Origin of the sequence: Corynebacterium sp. CCUG 61414 (genome assembly GCF_024453945.1) — a bacterium.
GTDB lineage: Bacteria > Actinomycetota > Actinomycetes > Mycobacteriales > Mycobacteriaceae > Corynebacterium > Corynebacterium pseudogenitalium.
Window position 1 is genome coordinate 249,371 of the sequence record NZ_JAGPYU010000002.1, and the last position, 22,648, is coordinate 272,018.

The following is a 22,648-nucleotide window of genomic DNA, read 5'->3' on the forward strand; positions in this document are numbered from 1 at the left end:
GTTAACCAGGGAACGGAGCGTTCGGACGGGCGTAGTAGATCCATGCGAGTGCCGTAGCGAAGATGAAGTAGACCACGCAGCCCCAGAAGAACGTTGTTGCGCTCATCAGCGTGAGCAGCACGCCGACGATGAACGGGCCGAACGCGGCGATTGCGCCGGTGAAGCCGATGACACCGCCTGCCTGTCGCTTCGGCAGGATCATCGGCATCTGCTTGAACGTGCCGGCGTTGCCGATACCAGCGAAGACAGACATGGCAAGCATCGTGTAGAAGAACGGTGCTGCGGCGTCGCCACCGCGGGCAAGGAAAATTGCGGCAATTGCAGTGGTGACGGTCATGCCGACACCGGCGACGAACGTCCAGATTGCACCGCCGTACTTGTCGCACAGTGGGCCCCACAGTGCGCGGATCAGCGCACCAAGCAGGGCGTACATGAACGCCCATCCGAGCAGCTTCGTCGCGTTCTCACCGAAGGAGTTCTTCATCAACAGAGCAAGCTGCGCGCCGAACCCGGCAAGTGCACCGAACGTCATTACATAAATGATGGTGAGGATCCAGGTGTTCTTGTTTCCGAAAATATCGATCTGCTGGCGGAAGTTTGCTTTGACCGGAACGTCCTTCAGCATCAGCCAGGACACAATCACCATGATGATGACCCAAGGGACGAAGAACGCTGGGACATTGTGCACGTTAATTGCTGCGCCAGAGCCATCCGATGCCTCAATGGAACCGATCATGGTGATGCCGATCAGCCAAGGCGCCAGCAACAGTACGAAGGACATGCCGAGGTTGCCCAGGCCGGCTTGGAGGCCGAGCGCTGTACCGGACTTTGCCTTCGGGAAGAAGTACCCCGTCGACGGCATGAAGCCAGAGAAGATGCCGCCGCCGATACCTGTCATGAAGGACAGGATCAACAGGGTTGCGTATGAAGTCTCGGGGCTCTGGACCGCAAAATACCAGCCGACCAGTGGGATGAGGAAGAGTGCTGTCGAAAGCGTAATGAGCTTTCGGGTACCAAGAACTGGTGGCAAGAACATCCAAATCAGGCGGAAGATACCAGCTGCCAGTCCTGGGACTGCAGTAAGCCAGTAAAGCTGTGCAGCAGTGAGGTCGAACCCGATCTCATTGAGCCGCGGCGCAATCGCCGCCACGATGTACCAGGTGACGAACCCGAAGAACATCGAAATCGTCGTGATCCAAAGTGTGCGCCATGCAATGCCAGCGTCCCACTTTTCTGGATCTTCAGCGTCCCAACCGGTGAGTACCCGTTGGGAAGTGTCAAGCTTGGACATGGAGTGAAATCCTCTTCAGAAATACAATAAAGGTCTACATGCTCCGGGTGAATAAAAATGTCAGAAAAACCCGCAACTAATATTAAGAATAGTAGCAGTGAGCTGCTACTATCAACTTATCCACGAAAAAAGTCGTGTATAATTTCGCAACATATATGTGTCTTAATTCGGCGATTTGTACAGATGCTGGTATTTGCGCAGGGAAGGAACACTTCATGGAAACAACTACGGACCCCACAGCGATAGTTATCGTCGTTTCGGACCGGGTTTTCGGGGGCGAGCGAAAAGACAAAGCATCCCCCGCAGCCACCCGGCTGCTCACTGAAGCCGGATTCCAGGTCACGCAGCCGGTGATCGTCCCGGAAGGTGACGAAGCGCTCCGGAACGCAATGGCACAGGCGGTGAAGGATGGAAACTCGCTCATCCTTACCTGCGGTGGCACCGGGCTCGGACCGCGCAACCTCACCCCTGAAGTAAGCGAAGAGTTCATCTCCACACGGCTCCACGGCATCGAAACCCAAGTACTGATCGACGGGCTGGAGCATTCACCGCGCGCCGGACTTTGCCGAGGCCTCATTGGTCTCACTTCCCGGGAGCCTGGTGCAAGCCTCATCGTCAACGCCCCGAGTTCGCACGGTGGCGTGCGAGACACCCTCGGTGTCATCCTTGCGCTGTGGCCTAGTCTGACAGAGTGGGTTCGCTAACCAGACGCTACTCGGTAGCGGGAAACTCGACGTCCCCAAGCTCGTCGAGTTCCAACCGCGTATCGTAGTCGCGCTCAGCGCCAGTGCCCTGGACTCGTACTACGTGCTCAACCGCGTCGAAGAGGCGCTTCGCGGGAATGTCGCGTGAGCCCGCAGCGTCGAGTGCAGCTACTAAGGAGGCCCGGTTCCACACCGCACATAACGGTTGCAGATACCCATCCGCAGCTTCAACGACCGCAACGTCCGCACCGTCGCGAGCGGCTCGAGAGAGTACCGGGATCAGTTCAGGGGATCGTGGTGCGTCGACGGAGACGATAGCGACGAAGGGGGCGTCGATACGCGAGAGCCCTGCAGCAATCCCTGCGACGGGACCCCCGAACGGCGGATCCTCACTCACCGTAGGCATTCCCAGCGGTTTCGGACTGACGACGATGCGCGGCACATCATCAGGAATGCGGGCGCACACCGCATCAACGAGGCGGGTGCCATTCACTTTCACCTGGGCTTTATCGGCGCCCATTCGTGTCGAGCGTCCCCCAGCGAGCACAATGACGCCAACATCCTCCCACTTGTGTTGCACGCTTCGCACGCCTCGCACGCTATGTCTCGGGAAGCTCGCGCGACCAGTCGCCAGAGCGGCCACCAGACTTTGCCACGATCCCCATCCGGCGCACATAAGCCGAACGGTCGACACCCTTGACCATGTCCACGATGGCAAGTGCCGCAACGCTGACAGCGGTCAGCGCCTCCATCTCGACACCGGTGCGGTCCGCCGTGCGAACGGTGGCCTCGATGAAAACGTGGTCTTCGCGCAACTCCACGTCTACCGCGCAACCGTGTACGCCAATCGTGTGGGCGAGTGGCAGCAAGTCCGGCACGCGCTTCGCAGCCGAAATGCCTGCGACGCGTGCAACGGCTAACACGTCGCCTTTCGGCACGGTGCCTTCACGCAGTGCCTTCATCACCTCAGGCGAGCAAGCGACTTCACCTTGCGCGGTTGCATTCCGAACGGTTGGCTGCTTCTCCGTAACGTCAACCATGTAGGCCTGGCCAGCAGCATTGAGATGGGTAAATTTCATGTTGAGTCTTTCTTTCTTTAAAACAGCATCACTGGGATGCGAGTGGGGGCGTCGGTTCCAGGGGCAAGGACCGCGATTCCGTCCACTGCAGGTAGGGAAGCCACGAATCCGGAGCCGCCATGTCCGCCGGCAAAGGCTTCAGCGCGGACAGCACCGTGTTCGGTGTGCAGGCGCACAGGTACGAATACATGACGATCAGCACGCGGGGCGGGGAAGTGCGTATCGACGTCCGCTTCCACCATTGTTCGCTCGTCCATGCTGCAACGCGTGTGGTCCCCGGCACTCGCGCGCAGTAACGGGATCGCGTACAGCGCGCACGAGACGAACGCCGCAACTGGATTTCCGGGCAGGCAAATAAATGCAGCTTCAGACCAACGTCCAACGCCCTGCGGACTTCCCGGGCGCTGGGCGACATGGCCGAACCACATATCTGGTGAGGAGGCTGTGACAGTGCGGACTACGTCGTACGCTCCAGCGCTGACTCCGCCGGTAGTGACCACGATGTCTGCCTGCTGCGCGGCCTGCTGGAGTAAGACCTCGGTCGATTGCGTATCGTCATCAGCGTGCATCGTGAATACCTTGGCGTAGCCGCTTTCGCGCAGAAGCGTCGCCACCATTGGCAGGTTTGAATCGGGAATTTGCGCGCCGCGAATGTCGCCGGGCCAGGCAACGAGCTCGTCGCCAGTAGAGACGACTGCGACGGTCGGGCGTTCGAAAACGTCCACAGTGCGGACACCAGTGGCGACAAGTGCGGCGAGTGTGCCAGCATCAATCCGTGTTCCCTCTCGCGCAACGACTTCACCGACGCCGACATTCTCACCAGCATGTCGGATGTGGGAACGGCCAAGGTCAACAGAAGTAATCTGGACCTCGTCAGGGAGAGGATAAGGGCCTCGAGGGATATTCGTCTGCTCGACGGGGACGACATGAAGACCGTCCTGTTGCGGCATCGGTGCGCCAGTCATGATTCGGACTGCGTGGCCAGCTGGACAATCGATTGCGTCATGTCCGGCCGGGATCTCACCAGCTACAGGCAGTACCCACGGCCCGTCACCGAATAGATCCGACTCGTGGGCTATGAAGCCGTCGACCGCCGAGTTTGAAAAAGGTGGCACTGGGAACCGTGCCACGACGTCGGCTGCGAGTACCTGGCCTACGCAGTCACCTAATGGGACGTCGCGCTTAATACGGGGCCGCGCCGCAGCCAGGACACGGGCCAGATGTTCGTTGACAGAAGGAAGAGTGTTCATTAGTTGCTAACCACCAATTTCGCTCATGAGGCGCTCCGGCTGCAGGAAGCCCTCGTCATCAATGCCGTGTCCGGGCTTTTTCAGCCACATGGCTTTCGACCAGAGGTCCGCGAGCTCCGCGTCGGAGGCGCCCCCACGCATGACGTCGCGGAGCGAGACCTCGTCGGCCGCTTTCGAGAACAGGCAGGACCGGATGGAGCCGTCAGTCGTGAGGCGGGTTCGGTCGCAGGCGCCACAGAAAGGGTGTGTCACAGACGCGATAATCCCAAGCTTGCCGCTGCGAGTACCGTCTGTGACATCCCATAGGGCAGCGGGTGCAGAACCCCGTGGCTCGACGGCAGGTGCAAGCGTGAAATCGTGGCGGAGACGCTCAACCAAGTCATGCGCCGTCACCATGTCGGTGCGCTTCCACTGCTCGCGTGGGCCCAGCGGCATTTGTTCGATAAAACGCAGCTGCAGCCCGCGTTCCAGCGCAAAGCGCACGAGGTCTGTGACACCGTCTTCGTTGATGCCCGGCATCACTACCGCGTTGACCTTCACCGGCTGAAGGCCTGCTTCCACTGCGGCGTCGATGCCCGCAAACACGTCGTCGATGCGGTCTCTGCGGGTGAGCTGTGCGTAAAGCTCCCGATCCGTGGTATCGAGCGAAACATTCACTCTGTCGAGGCCGGCGTCGGCAAGCCTCTGCGCCCGGCGCGCAAGGCCCAGGGCATTCGTGGTGACCGCAGTTGAGGGTGCGACGCCCTCGTCGGTGCGCATGGTCTTCGTCTCACTGATGATGCGTTCCAACGAGCGCCGCAGCAGTGGCTCGCCCCCTGTGAAACGCACCTGGCGGATGCCGAGGTGCTCCACAGCCAGGCGGATCAGCCGGATAGTCTCCTCGTCGGTGAGTGCCTCTTCAGTTGGCATCCATTCAAGGCCCTCTGCAGGCATGCAGTACGTGCAACGCAGGTTGCAGCGGTCGGTAAGGCTGACCCGGAGGTCTCGTGCCGTACGCCCAAAACGATCGTCGAGCGTGCGCGGGGCGGGCTGCTCACCTGGGTCCAAGCTGGCGTTTGGTGCGAGTGGACCGTCGGAAGCTGCGCGGGACGCTAACGGCGATGCAAGAGGAAGGTGAATGGGCATAGTGCTGTCAATAATAAGTACGAAATACGCCAGGTCAAGAATTAGCAGTGAAAAACCCGTGTTTATTGCTCGGGTGTTTGTGCCCTCCTTCCGCGGTTACCCGGGCCAGGCAGCGCGATAATCTCATAGTCGCCCTTGGCGAGGTGTTTCCTTAGGTCCTTCTTGTCAAACTTGCCCACCGAAGTCTTGTCGATCACATCGACGAACGTCCAATACTCAGGTGCCATCCATGTTGGTAACACATCGGCGAGGTTCTTTCGCAACCGCTCCGCTGTTTCCGCGGTGCGCGGGATATCGTCCAAAAGCACGGTAATAGCCAGTGGGCGCTCGCCCCACTGGCGGTCGGGGAAGCCAATCACAGCGCACTCGATGACATCTTCGGCTTCCATGATGAGGTTTTCCACCTGCGCGGAATAGATCCATTCGCCACCAGATCGGATAACGTCGCGTGCACGGTCGTACAACGTCATGTAGCCATCGGCGGTGACCGTTCCGACATCACCAGTGCGCAGCCAGCCGTCTTCAGTGAAGTGGTGGCGGGCGTCATTAATCTCTTTGCCCCGGAACGTCGAGGCCAACTCGCCCTTTTCTTGGGTTGGCGAGTGGTAGTAGCCGTTGGCAACCAAATTTCCTCGCACCTGCATCTCGCCTTGTGAAAGGTCAGTTGATGCCATCACCTCTCCATCGTTGACCACCCGGTATTCCAGCCATGGCACAAACCGTCCCTGGGACACACGATACGCCTGGCGAGCTTCGCCTGAAGCGCCTGATGGCGGGCGTGCCACCGTGCCGACAGTTGACGTTTCCGTCATGCCCCACACGTGGACGACGTCGACACCGTAGCGTTCCTCCCACACCTTGATCAGTGCAGGCGGGGCAGGAGAGCCTCCGACGAAGATCTCCTGCAAACTCATGCGCTCAGGCGGCGTATGCAGATAGTGCACCATTAGCTGGATCCACAGCGTCGGTACACCGTGCGCCACGCGTGGGTGCGTCGAGGCAATAATCGTTGCCAGCGTCGGTGCGGAAACGTCGGCACCTGGTAGCACCATCGGTGCGCCGGTGACGTACGCTGCAAACGGTACGCCCCAGCTCAACACGTGATAGATGGGGATGCAGCACAGGAAAGACTCGCCGTGCGTAATCGCTAGTGAATCCGTTGAGCGAAGCGTCATCGCCTCGAGCCAAAGGGAACGGTGCGAATACGCCACGCCTTTTGGCGCGCCAGTCGTGGCTGTCGAATACACCAGTGCGGCTGCAGTGTTTTCTGGCAGTTCCGGCCACGAGTACCGTGTTGCTTGGCCGTCGAGAAGCTGCTCGTAGCTATGCACCTTGGCAGCTCCGAACGACAACCCAAGGACGTCGTCGCTGAGCAGAGCGCCAATAAAAACAATGTGCTCAACCAGCGGGCACATCTCCATCACTCGGCCAAGCTTTTCAGCTAGCCGCGGATCAGCCACAATGACCTTCGCCTCTGAATGATTCACCACATAGGCAATCTGATCCGGCATCAACTGAATATTCAGTGGGGTGAACACGGCGCCTTTCGCGGCGGTACCAAACATCACCTCAATATGCTCGGAGCAGTTAAACATGAACGTAGCCACGCGCTGGTCCCCGTCAATGCCCAGCAAGTTTTCCGCAGCGTTGGCAAAAGCGCTGGCCCGCGCGCCAATGTCCGCAAACGTGCACTCTTCGGCGCCCGTGGGCCCCCACGTCGTACACTTCGTCGAGGCGTGAGCGGTGCGCCCATACTCCAAAATGCGACCGACGGAAAACGGCACTTCCTGCATCGTTGAAAGCATGGGCACCACTTTAGCGCGAATGAAGCACGCGCAATTCAATCATGCGATACAATACGAGGCGGATCACGCGCATCGCACGAACTTTGCTGCGCAGCCAACCTCATCGATCCGCTTCCCCTTTTTGCAATCTACGTGCAGTGGCGTAGTTTTATTACATGGTTTTCACTGACCATGGGGGAGCGCGCAGGCAATTCAGTTACTGCTAACGAAGTTGCAGCGCACAGTGAACGAAACGACACAATGCACACGAAAGCTTCGAATCAGTGTTCACTCTCTTTGCTGGCGAAGTGACGAAAGGACATCCGTGACAGATACGGGAAACGCAGCAGGAACTGACCTTCAAGCGCTGAAGATTCCTGAACTGCGCAAACTTGCTGCAGAAAAAGGCCTCAAAGGTGTCTCCGGTCTGCGGAAGGGCGAGCTTATCCAAGCAATTACTACTGGCACCGTGCCTGGAAAGGCTCCTGCGAAGGCAGTAGAACCTGCGAAGGCAGTAGAAGAGGAAACTCACAGCGACAACCGTCGCCGCGCCACCCGCAAGGCCGCAGATCCCGCTGAAAATAGTGAGGAACAAGGCGACAAGACGGGCAAAGAGGAAAAGGGCAAAGAGCAGCAGTCCGGGCAGCACGAGGGGCGCTATGAGTCCCGATCTGCGGCACGCCGTGCTCGCCGAAACCGTGCGCGACACAATCATGAGTCCCACGATGCCGACGCAGAACAGAAGCACTCGAACGACGAGAAGAACGATAAGCCCGAAAAGCACGATAACGGCTCGGCCGACGAAAAGTCTGAAAACAACAACGACGGCAACGGCGGCCGCGGCCGCAACCAACGCAATGACCGCGGCGGTCGTAACAACCGCGACCATGACGAAGACGGAGGAGGCCGTCGTGGACGCCGTGGCCGTCGTGGACGCCGCGGCCGTGACAACAACCGTGACCAGCAGGATAACCAGAACATCCCACCAGAAGAGCTGCAGGAAGTAGCCGGCATCGTCGACGTCATTGACAACAATGCTGCATTTATCCGCACCACTGGTTACCGTCAGAGCAGCGCAGATGTGTACGTGAACAACCGCCTCGTTCGGGCGAATGGGTTGCGCTCCGGCGATGCGGTCATCGGTCAGGTGCGCGCGAACGGGCAGGGTCACCAGCATGGCTCTGGCCGCAACCGCCAGCGCTACAACCAGTTGGTCCGTGTCGATTCCGTGAACGGCATGACGCCAGAGGACGCTAAGCAGCGCAAGCAATTCCACAAGCTGACCCCGCTGTATCCGAATAAGCGTCTGCGCCTGGAGACAGAGCCAAACATCCTGACCACGCGAGTGATCGACCTGGTCATGCCGATTGGTAAGGGTCAGCGTGCACTGATCGTCTCCCCTCCAAAGGCTGGTAAGACGACAATTCTGCAGAACATCGCGAACGCAATCGCGAAGAACAACCCAGAGTGCTACCTGATGGTCGTCCTCGTTGACGAGCGTCCTGAGGAAGTCACGGACATGCAACGCAGTGTGAAGGGTGAGGTTATCGCCTCCACCTTCGACCGCCCGCCGTCAGAGCACACCGCTGTCGCGGAGCTCGCGATTGAACGCGCCAAGCGCCTCGTTGAGATGGGCCAAGACGTTGTAGTCCTCCTCGACTCGATCACGCGCCTGGGTCGCGCGTACAACAATTCGTCGCCGGCATCGGGCCGTATCCTGTCCGGTGGTGTTGATTCCAACGCACTGTACCCGCCGAAGCGTTTCCTGGGTGCTGCGCGCAACATCGAGGAGGGTGGCTCGCTTACGATCATCGCTACGGCGATGGTGGAGACGGGCTCCGCTGGTGACACCGTCATCTTTGAGGAGTTCAAGGGCACCGGTAACGCCGAGCTGAAGCTTGATCGTAAGATCGCGGAACGCCGGGTCTTCCCAGCTGTCGACGTCAACCCGTCTGGTACCCGCAAGGATGACCTGCTTATGGGGCCGGATGAAGCGCGCGTGATGCACAAGTTGCGTCGAATCCTGTCGGCACTTGACCCGCAGCAGTCCATCGACATGCTGATCAAGCAGTTGAAGAAGACGAAGAGCAACGGCGAGTTCCTGATGGGCGTTGCCAACTCGGCACCAATGGTGGCCGATCAAGACGCAGAGGAGTACATCTAATGGCTGGCGAAGTTTCGCTCGTCGACGACTACGTCGCCGAATACGAGGGCATTCAGGCCCAGATGGGCGACCCAGATATTGCGGGCGACCAGGATAAATTCCGGAAGCTTTCAAAGCGCTACGCCGAACTGCAGCCGATCATCAAGGTCAACGACGCGCTGAACCAGGCGAGGGAAGATCACGAAGCTGCGGCTGAGATGGCGTACGAAGACAAAGAGTTCGCCGAAGAAGCTGAACGCCTTGCGAAAGAGATCGTCGCGCTTGAGGAGGAACTCGCGGACCTGCTCGCACCTCGCGACGAGCACGATGGTGATGACATCATCATGGAGCTCAAGGCCGGTGCTGGCGGTGAAGAGGCGGCCCTCTTCGCTGGCGACCTCGCCCGCATGTACCAAAAGTACTGCGAGAAGCACGGCTTGACCTGGGAAGTACTCGACTTGTCTGAGTCGGACCTTGGCGGCGTAAAGGATATGACCGTCGCGGTGAAGGCGAAGACGCCGTCACGTGACGGTGCATGGTCCAAGCTGAAATTTGAGGGTGGCGTACACCGTGTGCAGCGCGTGCCAGTCACCGAGTCGCAGGGCCGCATTCAGACGTCGGCCGCGGGTGTATATGTGTTCCCGGAGCCGGACGAAGTGGCGTCGGTAAATATTGATGAGAAAGACATTCGCGTTGATGTCTACCGATCCTCCGGCAAGGGCGGCCAGGGTGTGAACACCACTGACTCCGCCGTGCGTATTACCCACCTGCCGACGAATATCGTGGTGACCTGTCAGAACGAGCGCTCGCAGATTCAGAACCGCGCCCGCGCAATGCAGGTGTTGCAAGCTCGCCTTGACCAGCTCGAGCGCGAGAAGGCCGAGGCCGAAGCCGCCGAGGGACGCGCTTCCCAGGTGCGGACTATGGACCGCTCCGAGCGCATTCGGACCTATAACTGGCCCGAAAACCGTATTTCGGATCACCGCATCAACTACAAGGCGAACAACCTTGACACGGTGCTCGATGGCAACATGGACGATCTGATTACGGCGTTGCAGACACACGAGCGGCAGGAACGACTTGAAGCCGAGTAAACAACCCGCTCAACAGGTCATCGCCCGTGGCGCGGAGATGCTTGCGGCCGCGGGCGTTGCCACGCCAGCAGTCGACGCGAGGTTGATCGCTGCCTGGCTTCTCGACGACACCCCGATGAACGTACTGTTCCTCGACGTTGACCAGGAGTTTGAAACAGCGTTTGAAGCAGCGATTCAACGCCGGGCATCGCGCGAACCACTCCAGCACATCGTTGGAGCCGCGCCGTTTGGGCCTTTGACGCTGCGTGTCGGACCAGGCGTGTTTATCCCGCGGCCGGAGACCGAGGTCCTAGCCGATTGGGCAGTGAAGACATTGCAGCAGTCCGCCACTTCGCAGGCGCCCACTGTCGTGGATCTGGGCACTGGTTCGGGCGCGCTCGCGCTCTACATCGCGCATGCGGCACCGTGCGCCGAGGTGATCGCGGTGGAGCGGTCCGAAGCTGCTCGCGAGTATGCCCAACGAAATCGCGATGAACTCGGCTTGAACGTCCGGATCGTCGAAGGGGACATGACTGATCACAACTTGTTGTCTACGCTGCATGGCACCGTAGACATGGTGGTAAGCAACCCGCCGTACGTTCCCAATACCGACGGTCTGGACCCAGAGGTCTACGTAGACCCACCGGAGGCAGTCTTTTCCGGAGACGACGGTATGGATGCGATACGTGGCCTGGTTCCGGTGGCTGCGGCGCTGCTGAAACCGGGCGGAGTATTTGCAGTTGAACATGATGACGCAACTTCTGACCTGACTGTCGACGCCGTTACGGCATCCGGCATGTTCGAAAGAGTGGAGCGGTTAGCGGACCTCACCGGAAAGCAACGCTTTGTCTGTGCCCGGAAGCGGAGCGAGTAAGCTAGTCCGGTACTGAACAAAGGAGACGAGGAGCATTATGGCGAGTAGGGTTTTCCAGTGCCTCGAACCAGAAGAACGCGAACAAGGACTGCAGGCAGCAGAAGCCGCAGTGAAAGAGGGGCGTTGCATCGTCCTTCCTACTGACACCGTCTACGGCATCGGCGCCGACGCATTTAATAACCAGGCGGTGGCGACACTGCTGGCAACGAAGCGGCGGGGCCCCGATATGCCAGTGCCAGTGTTGGTAGGGTCTTGGACTACTATCCAGGGGCTGGTGCGGGAGTTCACGGACACCGCTAAAACTCTCGTTGAAGCGTTTTGGCCGGGAGGGCTTTCAATCGTCGTTCCGGAAGCCCCGAGCCTTCCCTGGAATCTCGGCGACACTCGTGGCACCGTGTTGTTGCGGATGCCGAATCAACCCCTGGCGCTTGAACTTCTGCAGCGAACTGGCCCGATGGCGGTCTCGTCGGCGAACCTGACGGGCAATCCACCAGCGCTCAACGCGGCTGCTGCACGCCAGCAGTTCGGGGAGGCAGTCGGCGTGTATCTCGAGGGTGGGCCCGCCGAAGTTGGCACCCCGTCAACGATTATCGATATTTCTGGCCCTAGCCCAGTCATCCTGCGAGAGGGAGCTATCAGCACGGAACGCATTGCTCAAGTCCTAAAACTTGACCCAGAGCAGTTGCGGAGGAAGTAGATGGGCGGCGCCGGAGTCCCGCTGCGTGAATTGGGCTTGGTTCTGCTTGTTGCCGCAGCGATCACCTACCTGCTCACAGGCGTGGTGCGCACAGCGCTCGTTCGGACGGGCAGGGTGGCAGAGATCCGCAAACGCGATGTGCATACCCAGCCGACGCCTTCTGTCGGTGGCCTTGCCATGTTTACAGGGCTCGTGTGCGCCCTTTTTCTTGCGCAGCAGCTCCCGGCGCTCACACGTGGGTTCGCACCGGTGACGCCCGAAATGACGGCAGTCTTCGCTGGTGCGAGCGGCATCGTGATTCTTGGAATTATCGACGACCTCTACGAGCTTGGGGCCGTCGTAAAGCTGTGCGGACAACTCTTGGTAGCTGGCCTCATGAGCTTTCTTGGACTGGTCTTTACCGTCTTTTACGTCCCGTTTGGGGAGGGGACCACGCTAATCCTCGATCAAGTGCAGGGTATGTTGTTGTCCGCGTTCTTCACTGTGTTGATTATCAACGCTGTGAACTTTGTTGATGGCATTGACGGACTCGCTGCTGGCCTGGGGATGATCGCCGGGGGAGCTATCCTTCTCTTCTCCCTCACTGTGCTCCACGACCAGGGTGGTGCTGTTTCGGCCTACCCGCCGGCGATCATTTGCTCGATTCTCGTCGGAATTTGTGCCGGGTTCTTGCCGCATAATTTCGAGCCTGCCCGAATTTTCATGGGGGACTCAGGCGCGATGCTTATTGGATTGCTGCTGGCAGCCGCGTCGACGTCAGCGTCGGGCAAGATCAACATGTCACTCTATGGGGCTGCGGACATGGTGGCATTAGTGAGCCCAATCATCGTTGTGCTTGCTGCAATTGCCTTGCCGTTGCTTGACCTGATTTGGGCGGTTATTCGACGGGTGATTCGTGGACAGCGACCGTGGGAGGCAGACGCCGGACATATTCACCACCGACTGCTTCGCCTCGGGCATACACACAGACGCACTGTTTTGGTCCTCTATATGTGGATTTCTGCAGTAGCCCTCGGTGCGGTGAGCTTTTCGATCGTCCCCACCCGATTTGCTGTAGCTTTTACCGTCCTTTCGTTGGTGGTGGCCTTTGTTGCGACGCTCATTCCATGGCTGAAAGGCAAGATCGGCCCGGTATCTGTGTAGGATGTCCAATCGTGGATACTCCAAAGAACCCTGTGACGCCGAACCTGGAAGTGTCAGACACTGAGCAGTATGAGGACCAACGGCGACCGCTGCTGCGCGCGCTGCGCTTCGGAACGTTGGCATTGCTGGCGCTGCTTATCATTTCGCTGATGGCATGGGGAGCCGTGAGCGGCGCGCCAGGTCTTTGGGCTGTATTGATGGGGGTCGGTATTGGTGGTGGCTTTGTGCTGTTGACCGCTATCAGTGTTCTTGTGACGTCAAATTCCACCCCTACAACCACGATGGCTGTCGTACTCGGCGGTTGGCTCATCAAGATGGTCGTCATCGTGCTTATCTTGCTTGGGCTTCGGAACGCGACGTTTTACGACTCGACAGCATTCGGCGTAACTACGATCGCGGCACTTGTTGTTGCGTTAGGCGCCGAAGCCATGGGGGTACTGAGCGTACGAACGGCATATATTCAGAAGCCTTAAGGCGTACAGACATTTGCGTTGCTACCCCCTCGCCTTGGGGTGGCAACGCTTTTCTATGTCGGAATGTAGGGGAATTACTACCGAATTTGTGGGTGTCTACCCCTTTTTGGAACGGGTGTGGGGGAAGTAACATTTTAGGTGAAAACGCCAGTACCAGCCATATTTAATGGCGTGGTACCGAAAAATGCTCAGAAGAAGCTTTGGAAGACCCCCTAAAGCGTGAAAATACGCTGTGACCTGTTAAAGTATCGGGCGGGTTAGTTAAGGTTTGCTGCTTCCTTATTTTTCGCTGGAAGAAGCACGAAAATACATCCCCTGTCCCGTGGTAGAAGATGTGCGACGGAGTCCGCCACGGAGACAGCTTGTTGGAGACGTCCATCGCACCGCACATTAAGTGCGGCCCGAGAACGGGAGAGAACGCTGAGCGTTACAACTTTGGCCATGAAGGGTACATTCCACGCACCCCAATTGGGTCCAGAATTTTTCCCGGGGCACACGTTCGACCAGTTTATTGGTGAAGATTTCGCCAATGGCTGGTTCGCGCTGGACCGTATCATGCTGGTTCGCCTGTTCATGGCGGCAGTACTGGTGGTCCTCTTTGTTATTGCTTTTAGGAAGCCAAAACTGGTTCCTAAGGGTCTGCAGAATATCGGTGAGTTGGGCGTGGATTTCGTCCGCATCCACATCGCCGAAGACACGCTGGGGAAGAAAGAGGGCCGGCGCTTCTTGCCGGTAATCGCGACAATCTTCTTCACGATCCTGTTCATGAATGTCGCCACGATCATCCCTGGCCTCAACATCTCGCCAAACGCACGTATCGGTATGCCGATTGTGTTGGCCGTTGTCGCCTACATCGCGATGATCTACGCGGGCGTGCAGCGCTACGGCGTTGCCTTCTTCAAGCACTCGACCGTGATTCCTGGGTTGCCGTTCGCTCTGCACTTCCTTGTTGTGCCGATCGAGTTCTTCTCGACGTTCATTCTGCGTCCGGTCACGCTGGCACTTCGTCTTATGGCGAACTTCCTGGCTGGCCACATCATTCTCGTTCTGCTGTACTCTGCTACGAACTTCTTCTTCTGGCAGATCTCGGCCTGGACGAGTGTGTCAGGGCTGACCCTGATCGCGGCGTTGCTGTTCACCCTGTATGAGTTAATCATTATCTTCCTGCAGGCGTACATCTTCGCTCTGTTGACTGCGGTGTACATCGAACTGTCGCTGCATGCAGACGCGCACTAACAAAGCGCAACCTACTGGTCAAACTGAATAAACCCCATACAAATTGTCACTCGTTTGTTTGCAGGAAGCGTTGCAAGCAAACACCAAGAAAGGGAACGACTTTCACATGAACGACATCATTCTTGCTCAGGCAGCAGCCGCTACCGAATACACCGGTCTCGGCACCATCGGCTACGGCCTCGCTACCATCGGCCCTGGTATCGGCATCGGCATGCTGGTCGGTAAGACCGTTGAGGGTATGGCACGTCAGCCAGAGATGGCCGGCCAGCTGCGTACCACCATGTTCCTGGGTATCGCCTTCGTTGAGGCACTTGCCCTGATTGGCCTCGTTGCAGGCTTCCTGTTCTAAAAAGAACTCACGAATTCCACGTACACTTTTTAGATCAGGAGCAACCAATGACTAACGTCAACGATATTTTCGTGTTGGCAGAGGGAGAGAAGCTTCCGCTTGAGACGGAGCCGTCCATTCTCCTGCCTGCCATGTACGACGTGGTTTGGTCGACCGTTGTCTTCGTCATCGTGTTCTTGCTCTTCTGGAAGTTTGTCCTTCCGAAGTTCCAGGAAGTACTGGCGGAGCGCGAAGACCGAATCAAGGGCGGCATTGAGCGTGCTCAGGTTGCCCAGGCCGAGGCTAAGGCTGCTCTAGAAAAGAACAACGCTGAACTCGCTGAGGCACGTGCCGAAGCTGCTGAGATCCGTGAAGCTGCCCGGGCAAAGGGCAAGGAGATTCAGGCAGAACTTCGTGAGCGCGCTGAGGAAGAGTCTCGTCGAATTGTTGAAGCAGGCGAAAAGCAGCTTCTGGCTTCCCGCGAGCAGGTCGTCGCTGAACTGCGCAACGAGATGGGTCAGAACTCCATCAGTCTGGCAGAGCGTCTGCTGGGTACCGAGCTTTCGGATGATACCCGCCGCTCGAACACGATTGATGCTTTCCTCGCCGAACTCGACAACGTTTCTACGAGGAAGTAGGCGAAATGAAGGCAGCTAGTCGCGAAGCACAAACAAAAGTTTCTGAGCAGCTTGATCAGCTGATTCAAGGGGCAGGGGACACCGTTGCTGTTGCATTGCAGCTTGGTACGGAACTGTTCCTGACCGTGGATCAGCTGGACGCCGAGCGTGCACTGCGCATCGCTGTCGCTGATAACTCGCTTGACGCCGCGCAGCGTCGCGGGATCATCAACGATGTTTTCGGTGCCAAGGTGGCAGAGCCTACGGCACAGATCCTTGCTGCAGCAGCTTCCGAGGAGTGGTCAAACCCGCGCGAGTTCCGCGCAGGCCTGATCAACCTAGGTCGACGCGCGCTGATGAAGGGCGCGGAGGCTCAAGGGCAGTTGGAGCAGGTCGAAAACGAGCTGTACCAACTCTCCACCTTGCTTGAGAAGGAGCGGAAGCTTACTCAGCTTCTCTCCGACCGAACCGCTACAGCCGCACAGAAGCGCGGTCTGCTTGCGAATGTCATTTACGGCAAGGTCACCACGGTTACTGAAGCGCTAGCTTTGCAGGTCATTGGCCGTCCAGAACACCACCCGGTAGACGATCTCGCTGCTCTGGCAGCTGACGTCGCCGCGTTGCGTGGGAAGGCCGTGGCACGTGTGGTCACCGCACAGGCGCTCTCTGATGCGCAGCGCGATGCACTGGCACAGAAACTTGAGAACATTTACGGTCGTGAGATGGCGATCCATTCTGAGGTTGACCCCAGCCTCCTCGGTGGACTGACCATCCGAGTCGGCGATGAACTGATTGACGGGTCGACGCGCGGTAAGTTGAACCGCATGCGCACCGACCTTCTCGCCAACGCGACCCTTTAGTAAGAGATAATGCTGGAACAAACTACCGAGAGCAGGAAGAACATGGCGGAGCTGACGATCTCCTCCGATGAGATCCGTAGCGCGATAGCGAACTACACCTCGAGCTACTCCGCGGAGGCCTCCCGTGAGGAGGTCGGCGTGGTGACTTCGGCTGCAGATGGTATTGCCCAGGTTTCCGGGCTGCCAGGATGCATGACGAATGAGCTGCTCGAGTTTCCGAACGGCGTCATTGGCGTCGCACAGAACCTTGAGACCGATTCGATCGGTGTCGTGGTTCTGGGTAATTTCGAGACCCTCACCGAGGGCGACCAAGTAAAGCGGACAGGCGAAGTTCTGTCCATCCCGGTTGGGGAGGAATTCCTCGGCCGCGTTATTAACCCACTGGGCCAGCCAATTGACGGCCTTGGTCCAATTGAATCCAACGAAGAGCGCGCGCTTGAGCTGCAGGCTGCAGGCGTTCTCGACCGCCAGCCGGTTGAGGAACCAATGCAGACCGGTATCAAGGCTATTGACGCCATGACCCCAATCGGTCGTGGTCAGCGTCAGCTCGTCATTGGTGACCGTAAGACTGGTAAGACTGCAGTCTGCATCGACACGATCCTGAACCAGAAGCACTTCTGGGAGACCGGAGATCCGTCGAAGCAGGTTCGTTGCATCTACGTCGCGGTGGGCCAGAAGGGCTCCACGATCGCTGGCGTTCGTGCAACCCTCGAGCAGCACGGCGCGCTTGAGTACACCACGATTGTGGCTGCACCTGCATCCGACTCCGCAGGCTTCAAGTGGCTCGCACCATTCTCTGGTGCAGCGCTGGGCCAGCACTGGATGTACCAGGGCAAGCACGTGCTGGTGATTTACGATGACCTGACCAAGCAGGCAGAGGCATACCGTGCCATCTCGTTGCTGCTGCGTCGTCCACCAGGCCGCGAGGCATACCCAGGTGACGTGTTCTACCTGCACTCTCGTCTGCTGGAGCGTGCTGCGAAGCTCAACGATGAGCTGGGTGCAGGCTCGTTGACCGCACTGCCGATCATCGAGACGAAGGCTAACGACGTGGGTGCGTTCATTCCTACCAACGTCATCTCGATTACAGACGGCCAGGTCTTCCTCCAGTCCGACCTCTTCAACCAGGGTGTTCGCCCAGCTATTGACGTGGGTATCTCCGTGTCCCGTGTCGGTGGCGCTGCGCAGACTAAGGGTATGAAGAAGGTTGCAGGTAACCTGCGTCTCGACCTTGCTGCATACCGTGACCTGGAAGCGTTCGCTGCGTTCGCGTCCGACCTCGATGCAGCTTCGAAGCGCCAGCTCGAGCGCGGTCAGCGTCTCGTAGAGCTCCTCAAGCAGTCGGAGAACGCTCCGCAGCCTGTTGAGTTCCAGATCGTATCTATCTGGCTTGCAAACGAAGGCGCCTTTGACGTCGTTCCCGTCGAAGACGTGCGTCGCTACGAGTTCGAGCTGCAGGAGCACATTCGCTCCGTCGCTCCGGAAGTCTACGAACAGATCTCCGGTGGCGCTGCGCTCGACGATACGAGCAAGCAGACGCTGCTGCGCGTCAATGATGACTTCGCTCGCTCGTTCCAGTCCTCCACCGGTGAGCACATCGTGCGCGAGCCAGAGGCGGATCCGCTGGACAAGCGTGAGGTCAAGAAAAATACCCTTAACGTCGGCCGTTCCAAGAAGTAGTTCTTGGAACAAGACGTAAACGTCTACATATAGGAAGGGAGGAGAGTAAACCATGGCAACACTTCGCGAACTACGTGACCGTATTAGGTCTGTAAACTCCACGAAGAAAATCACTAAAGCCCAGGAGCTGATCGCGACTTCGCAGATCACCAAGGCACAGCAGCGCGTCGAAGCGGCAAAGCCGTATGCCGACGAGTTGAAAGACGTCATGGAACGCCTCGCAGCTGCGAGCTCCCTCGATCACCCCATGCTCCGTGAGCGTGAGAATGGTCGAGTCGCAGCAGTCCTCGTGGTCACATCAGACCGCGGTATGGCCGGCGGGTATAACCACAACGTGTTGAAGAAGGCAGCAGAGCTCGAGCGCATGCTTGAGGAAGCTGGCTACGAAGTCGTCCGCTACATCACGGGCGGTAAGGGCGTGACCCACTACCGTTTCCGCGATATGGAGGTCGAAGGCTCTTGGACTGGTTGGTCCCAGAAGCCTTCGTGGGAAGCGACCCACGACGTTCGTCGTCACCTGATCGACGGCTTCATGGCGAGCTCTGAAGGGACCGCTAAGTGGCGCGAGGGCCTGCATGGCCCTGAGGGTCAGGAGGTTCGTGGCTTCGACCAGGTACACGTGGTGTACACAGAATTTGTGTCGATGTTGACACAAGAAGCCAGGGTGCACCAGTTGCTCCCAATTGAGCCGGTGCTTGAGGATTACGAGTACGAGCAGGAAGACATGCTCACCACAAGCGGGGATGTGCAACCGGACATGGATTTCGAACCTGATGCGGATACGCTGATGGACGAACTGCTTCCGGCGTATGTTTCTCGCTCGCTGTACTCGATTTTCTTGGAGGCATCTGCAGCGGAGTCCGCTTCACGCCGTACGGCGATGAAGAACGCTACGGACAATGCGACCGAATTGGCGAACAACTTGTCCCGTGAGGCTAACCAAGCCCGTCAGGCAAAAATTACCCAGGAAATCACCGAGATTATCGGCGGCGCTGGCGCGCTGTCTGGTAGTGGAGAAAGTGACTAAATCATGACTACTGCTCACTCTTACGACGAGCTCGGCGAGGAGCCAACGGGTCAGGCTCAGAATGAGTCCGATTTCGCTCAGAACCCGGCAGGGTCTGAGAATGGCCGCGTCGTGCGCGTCATCGGCGCAGTCGTCGACGTGGAGTTCCCGCGTGGCGAGCTGCCCGCTTTGTACAACGCGCTTGAGGTTGACATCGACCTCGGCGAAATGTCCCGCACCATCGTGCTTGAGGTAGCCCAGTTCTTGGGTGACAGCCTCGTCCGCACGATCGCCATGGCACCAACCGACGGTCTGGTCCGTGGCGCACAGGTACGCGACTCCGGCAATCCGATCTCCGTTCCGGTTGGCGACCAGGTCAAGGGCCACGTGTTTAACGCGCTTGGTCAGTGCTTGGACGACCCATCGGTCGGCGTCGGTGGTGAGCGTTGGGGCATCCACCGCGAGCCACCAGCGTTCAAGGACTTGGAAGGCAAGACCGAGATCCTTGAGACCGGCATTAAGGTCATCGACCTGCTTACCCCTTACGTGAAGGGTGGCAAGATTGGCCTCTTCGGTGGTGCTGGTGTCGGTAAGACAGTTCTCATCCAGGAGATGATTACGCGTATTGCACGCGAGTTCTCCGGTACCTCCGTGTTCGCCGGCGTCGGCGAACGTACCCGTGAGGGTACGGACCTCTTCCTCGAGATGGAGGACATGGGCGTTCTTCCAGATACGGCCCTTGTTTTCGGCCAGATGGATGAGCCGCCAGGGGTTCGTATGCGTGTCGCGCTGTCCGGCCTGACCATGGCGGAGTACTTCCGCGATGTTCAGAACCAGGACGTGCTCCTGTTCATCGATAACATCTTCCGTTTCACCCAGGCTGGTTCTGAGGTTTCGACCCTGCTGGGTCGTATGCCATCGGCCGTGGGCTACCAGCCAACGCTGGCAGACGAGATGGGTGTTCTCCAGGAACGCATTACCTCGACCAAGGGCCGTTCGATTACGTCGCTGCAGGCAGTTTATGTTCCGGCTGACGACTACACCGACCCGGCTCCGGCCACGACCTTCGCTCACCTGGACGCGACGACCGAGCTTTCGCGTTCCATTGCTTCCAAGGGTATTTACCCAGCAGTGGATCCGCTGACCTCGACCTCGCGCATCCTTGAGCCAGGTATCGTTGGCGAGCGTCACTACGAGGTTGCACAGCGAGTTATCGGTATTCTGCAGAAGAACAAGGAACTGCAGGACATCATCGCAATTCTCGGTATGGACGAGCTTTCTGAAGAGGATAAGGTCACGGTTATGCGTGCTCGTAAGATCGAGCGCTTCCTGGGCCAGAACTTCTTCGTCGCTAAGAAGTTCACCGGCGACGAGGGCTCCTACGTACCTCTCGAGGAGACTATCGACGCCTTCGAGAAGCTGTGCAACGGTGAATTCGATGCATACCCAGAGCAGGCATTCAACGGCCTGGGTGGCTTGGATGACGTTGAGGCTGCCTACAAGAAGCTGCAGGGCTAGGAGGCAATAATGGCTGAACTTACCGCTCAATTAGTCTCGGTAGACCGTTTGCTCTGGAAGGGTCCAGCAAGCATCGTGACTGCTCAGACTACCGAAGGTGAGATCGGCATTCTGCCTGGCCACGAACCCATCCTTGGTCAGCTCAAGGACAATGGTGTCGTGACCATCCGCCCAATCGACGGCGAGCGCATCGTCGCCGCCGTCCAGGGTGGGTTCCTTTCCGTGCAAGGTGACAAAGTGACCATTCTTGCGGATTACGCCATCTTCGCCCACGAAGTGAATCGTGATGAAGCTCAGGCAGAGCTTCAGAACATTGATGACGCACTCGCGAAGTCTCGTGCAGAGGCCGAGCTTGCTGCCGTCCGTCGCAGTGAATCTCGCTAACGCGGTCACCGCGTAGGAGGAAGGTAGAGCGCCACGCTCAACCTTGTAAAGCCCCGCTGTTTTAGCAGCGGGGCTTTCCGTTTCTTCGTTGCTTGCACTGGCAGCGAAGGTCGCTAAAATGAAGCGCATACTTTCATCAAGGTCGGTTTGAACGAAGCAGAGGTGCAATGTGATCGTTTTACTGTACGTGGCATTGTTCTTTGTGTTCTTTGTTATTACTGTGTGCGTGTGGCGCTTTTTAATGTTCCGCAACTCCGGCGCGATAGGCCTGTTCCGACAACTCCCGGCCACCGGGGTCCACGGTTGGCGCCACGGTGTGCTGATCTATCACGCGGAGGAGCTCCGTTTTTATAAACTGCGGTCCTTGTCATTCCAGTACGACATGTGCATTGAGCGCACCCAGACCAGCTTCGAGGGAATGCGAGCGCTGAGTCAAGAAGAGCAGTCGTTCATGCCAGGGATTAAGGAAGCCGTACTGCTGCACGGTGCCGATGGCGATATTGAATTCGCGGGCCAGAAGCGCGCGCAGATGGCGTTGATTTCATGGATTGAGTCTGCACCTGATGAGCGGCAGGAAAAGGTTGATTACGAGGCGCTGCGTCGGCGTGCGCTGCGTGACCGCGGCCGCGATCAGCGCTACTAGCGGGATAATTCCGTACAGAATGACACGACCGGTAGCCTAGTATCCATGCGTCTTGTCATTGCTCGCTGTTCAGTAGATTATGTTGGTCGTCTCGATGCGCATTTGCCGTCTGCGCTTCGCCTTATTTTGATGAAAGCTGACGGGTCTGTGTCGATCCACGCAGACGACCGTGCTTATAAACCACTGAACTGGATGACACCGCCGTGCACGATACGTGAACAAGCCGTCGTGGATATTGATGGGGAAGACACGGGGGACGAGTTGTGGATCGTGGAGAACCCAAAAGGCGAACAGCTTCGCATAACGGTCGAGGAGATCGTGTCTGATACCAACGTGGAGCTCGGTGAAGATCCAGGTCTTGTGAAGGACGGGGTGGAAGCGCACCTACAGGAGCTGTTGGCTGAGCATATTTCTACGCTCGGCGATGGGTTTACGCTCGTCCGCCGTGAGTATCCGACGGCGATTGGCCCAGTCGACTTGCTCGCCAAGGACGCAGACGGCAAGACAGTTGCCGTTGAGGTGAAACGCCGGGGAGGGATCGACGGCGTCGAGCAGCTCAGCAGGTATGTTGAACTGCTTAACCGCGATAGCGTACTTCGTCCAGTACAGGGTGTGTTCGCTGCGCAGGAGATTAAGCCTCAGGCCCGCACGCTCGCGGAAGATCGTGGTTTTCGCTGTATTGTGCTGGACTATGACGACCTGCGTGGAATCGAATCAGATGAGCTGCGCCTGTTTTAGAG

General features: G+C 58.3%; 23 protein-coding genes. 17 read left to right on the forward strand and 6 right to left on the reverse strand.

Annotation, left to right across the window (positions count from 1 at the left end; all coding sequences use genetic code 11):
- Position 1: 1 nt before the first annotated feature.
- Complete coding sequence (locus KBX14_RS03420) at positions 2-1,291, reverse strand: MFS transporter (RefSeq protein WP_256041844.1); 1,290 nt, start codon at positions 1,289-1,291, stop codon at positions 2-4.
- A 215-nt stretch (positions 1,292-1,506) separates the two neighbouring features.
- On the opposite strand from KBX14_RS03420, the gene KBX14_RS03425 reads away from it, so the two are divergent.
- Positions 1,507-1,995 (forward strand): molybdopterin-binding protein, encoded by a 489-nt coding sequence (locus tag KBX14_RS03425; RefSeq protein ID WP_070362628.1) that lies wholly within the window; start codon positions 1,507-1,509, stop codon positions 1,993-1,995.
- Between the two features lie 7 nt (positions 1,996-2,002).
- On the opposite strand, the gene KBX14_RS03430 is transcribed toward KBX14_RS03425, so the two are convergent.
- From KBX14_RS03430 to KBX14_RS03450, 5 genes are all read right to left on the reverse strand, one after another.
- Entirely contained in the window at positions 2,003-2,584 is a 582-nt protein-coding gene (locus tag KBX14_RS03430) for a molybdenum cofactor guanylyltransferase (protein WP_256041845.1), read from the reverse strand.
- 10 nt (positions 2,585-2,594) lie between these two features.
- Entirely contained in the window at positions 2,595-3,074 is a 480-nt protein-coding gene (gene moaC, locus KBX14_RS03435; protein ID WP_256041846.1) for a cyclic pyranopterin monophosphate synthase MoaC, read from the reverse strand.
- A gap of 17 nt (positions 3,075-3,091) precedes the next feature.
- Positions 3,092-4,324, reverse strand: coding sequence for a molybdopterin molybdotransferase MoeA (locus tag KBX14_RS03440; RefSeq protein WP_256041847.1), 1,233 nt, complete (start codon positions 4,322-4,324; stop codon positions 3,092-3,094).
- Between the two features lie 6 nt (positions 4,325-4,330).
- Positions 4,331-5,449 carry a GTP 3',8-cyclase MoaA gene (gene moaA, locus KBX14_RS03445; protein WP_084028587.1) on the reverse strand — a complete coding sequence of 373 codons (1,119 nt, stop codon included), beginning with the start codon at positions 5,447-5,449 and terminating at the stop codon, positions 4,331-4,333.
- Positions 5,450-5,511: 62 nt separating this feature from the next.
- The gene (locus KBX14_RS03450; RefSeq protein WP_256041848.1) at positions 5,512-7,254 is read right to left on the reverse strand and encodes a long-chain fatty-acid--CoA ligase; all 1,743 of its coding nucleotides are present in this window, start codon (positions 7,252-7,254) and stop codon (positions 5,512-5,514) included.
- 304 nt (positions 7,255-7,558) lie between these two features.
- On the opposite strand from KBX14_RS03450, the gene rho reads away from it, so the two are divergent.
- From rho to nucS, 16 genes are all read left to right on the forward strand, one after another.
- Positions 7,559-9,397: a transcription termination factor Rho gene (rho, locus tag KBX14_RS03455; RefSeq protein WP_070362622.1), complete on the forward strand. Its 1,839-nt coding sequence runs from the start codon at positions 7,559-7,561 to the stop codon at positions 9,395-9,397.
- Positions 9,397-10,470 (forward strand): peptide chain release factor 1, encoded by a 1,074-nt coding sequence (gene prfA, locus KBX14_RS03460; protein ID WP_070362621.1) that lies wholly within the window; start codon positions 9,397-9,399, stop codon positions 10,468-10,470. The genes rho and prfA overlap by 1 nt, the downstream gene beginning before the upstream one ends.
- The gene (gene prmC / locus KBX14_RS03465; protein WP_305083514.1) at positions 10,457-11,323 is read left to right on the forward strand and encodes a peptide chain release factor N(5)-glutamine methyltransferase; all 867 of its coding nucleotides are present in this window, start codon (positions 10,457-10,459) and stop codon (positions 11,321-11,323) included. The genes prfA and prmC overlap by 14 nt, the downstream gene beginning before the upstream one ends.
- A gap of 37 nt (positions 11,324-11,360) precedes the next feature.
- Complete coding sequence (locus KBX14_RS03470; protein ID WP_070362619.1) at positions 11,361-12,020, forward strand: L-threonylcarbamoyladenylate synthase; 660 nt, start codon at positions 11,361-11,363, stop codon at positions 12,018-12,020.
- Positions 12,021-13,163, forward strand: coding sequence for an MraY family glycosyltransferase (locus KBX14_RS03475; RefSeq protein ID WP_070362618.1), 1,143 nt, complete (start codon positions 12,021-12,023; stop codon positions 13,161-13,163). It begins immediately after the preceding gene.
- 11 nt (positions 13,164-13,174) lie between these two features.
- Complete coding sequence (locus tag KBX14_RS03480; protein ID WP_240492719.1) at positions 13,175-13,636, forward strand: hypothetical protein; 462 nt, start codon at positions 13,175-13,177, stop codon at positions 13,634-13,636.
- Between the two features lie 441 nt (positions 13,637-14,077).
- A complete protein-coding gene (gene atpB / locus KBX14_RS03485; RefSeq protein ID WP_070362617.1) occupies positions 14,078-14,872 on the forward strand; it encodes a F0F1 ATP synthase subunit A in 795 nt (264 codons plus the stop codon).
- A 106-nt stretch (positions 14,873-14,978) separates the two neighbouring features.
- Positions 14,979-15,221, forward strand: a complete 243-nt coding sequence (locus tag KBX14_RS03490) for an ATP synthase F0 subunit C (RefSeq protein WP_070362616.1) — start codon at positions 14,979-14,981, stop codon at positions 15,219-15,221.
- Positions 15,222-15,268: 47 nt separating this feature from the next.
- Entirely contained in the window at positions 15,269-15,838 is a 570-nt protein-coding gene (locus KBX14_RS03495; protein ID WP_070362615.1) for a F0F1 ATP synthase subunit B, read from the forward strand.
- Between the two features lie 5 nt (positions 15,839-15,843).
- A complete protein-coding gene (locus tag KBX14_RS03500) occupies positions 15,844-16,677 on the forward strand; it encodes a F0F1 ATP synthase subunit delta (RefSeq protein ID WP_070362614.1) in 834 nt (277 codons plus the stop codon).
- 9 nt (positions 16,678-16,686) lie between these two features.
- On the forward strand, positions 16,687-18,357 hold the full coding sequence (atpA, locus tag KBX14_RS03505) for a F0F1 ATP synthase subunit alpha (RefSeq protein ID WP_252931755.1): 1,671 nt from the start codon (positions 16,687-16,689) through the stop codon (positions 18,355-18,357).
- A gap of 52 nt (positions 18,358-18,409) precedes the next feature.
- A complete protein-coding gene (locus KBX14_RS03510; RefSeq protein WP_070362612.1) occupies positions 18,410-19,384 on the forward strand; it encodes a F0F1 ATP synthase subunit gamma in 975 nt (324 codons plus the stop codon).
- Positions 19,385-19,387: 3 nt separating this feature from the next.
- Entirely contained in the window at positions 19,388-20,881 is a 1,494-nt protein-coding gene (atpD, locus tag KBX14_RS03515) for a F0F1 ATP synthase subunit beta (RefSeq protein ID WP_070362611.1), read from the forward strand.
- Positions 20,882-20,890: 9 nt separating this feature from the next.
- The gene (locus tag KBX14_RS03520; protein WP_070362610.1) at positions 20,891-21,265 is read left to right on the forward strand and encodes a F0F1 ATP synthase subunit epsilon; all 375 of its coding nucleotides are present in this window, start codon (positions 20,891-20,893) and stop codon (positions 21,263-21,265) included.
- Between the two features lie 169 nt (positions 21,266-21,434).
- Positions 21,435-21,908 carry a DUF2550 domain-containing protein gene (locus KBX14_RS03525; protein WP_070362609.1) on the forward strand — a complete coding sequence of 158 codons (474 nt, stop codon included), beginning with the start codon at positions 21,435-21,437 and terminating at the stop codon, positions 21,906-21,908.
- A 45-nt stretch (positions 21,909-21,953) separates the two neighbouring features.
- Positions 21,954-22,646 (forward strand): endonuclease NucS, encoded by a 693-nt coding sequence (nucS, locus tag KBX14_RS03530; protein WP_070479532.1) that lies wholly within the window; start codon positions 21,954-21,956, stop codon positions 22,644-22,646.
- The last annotated feature ends 2 nt before the right edge of the window (positions 22,647-22,648 follow it).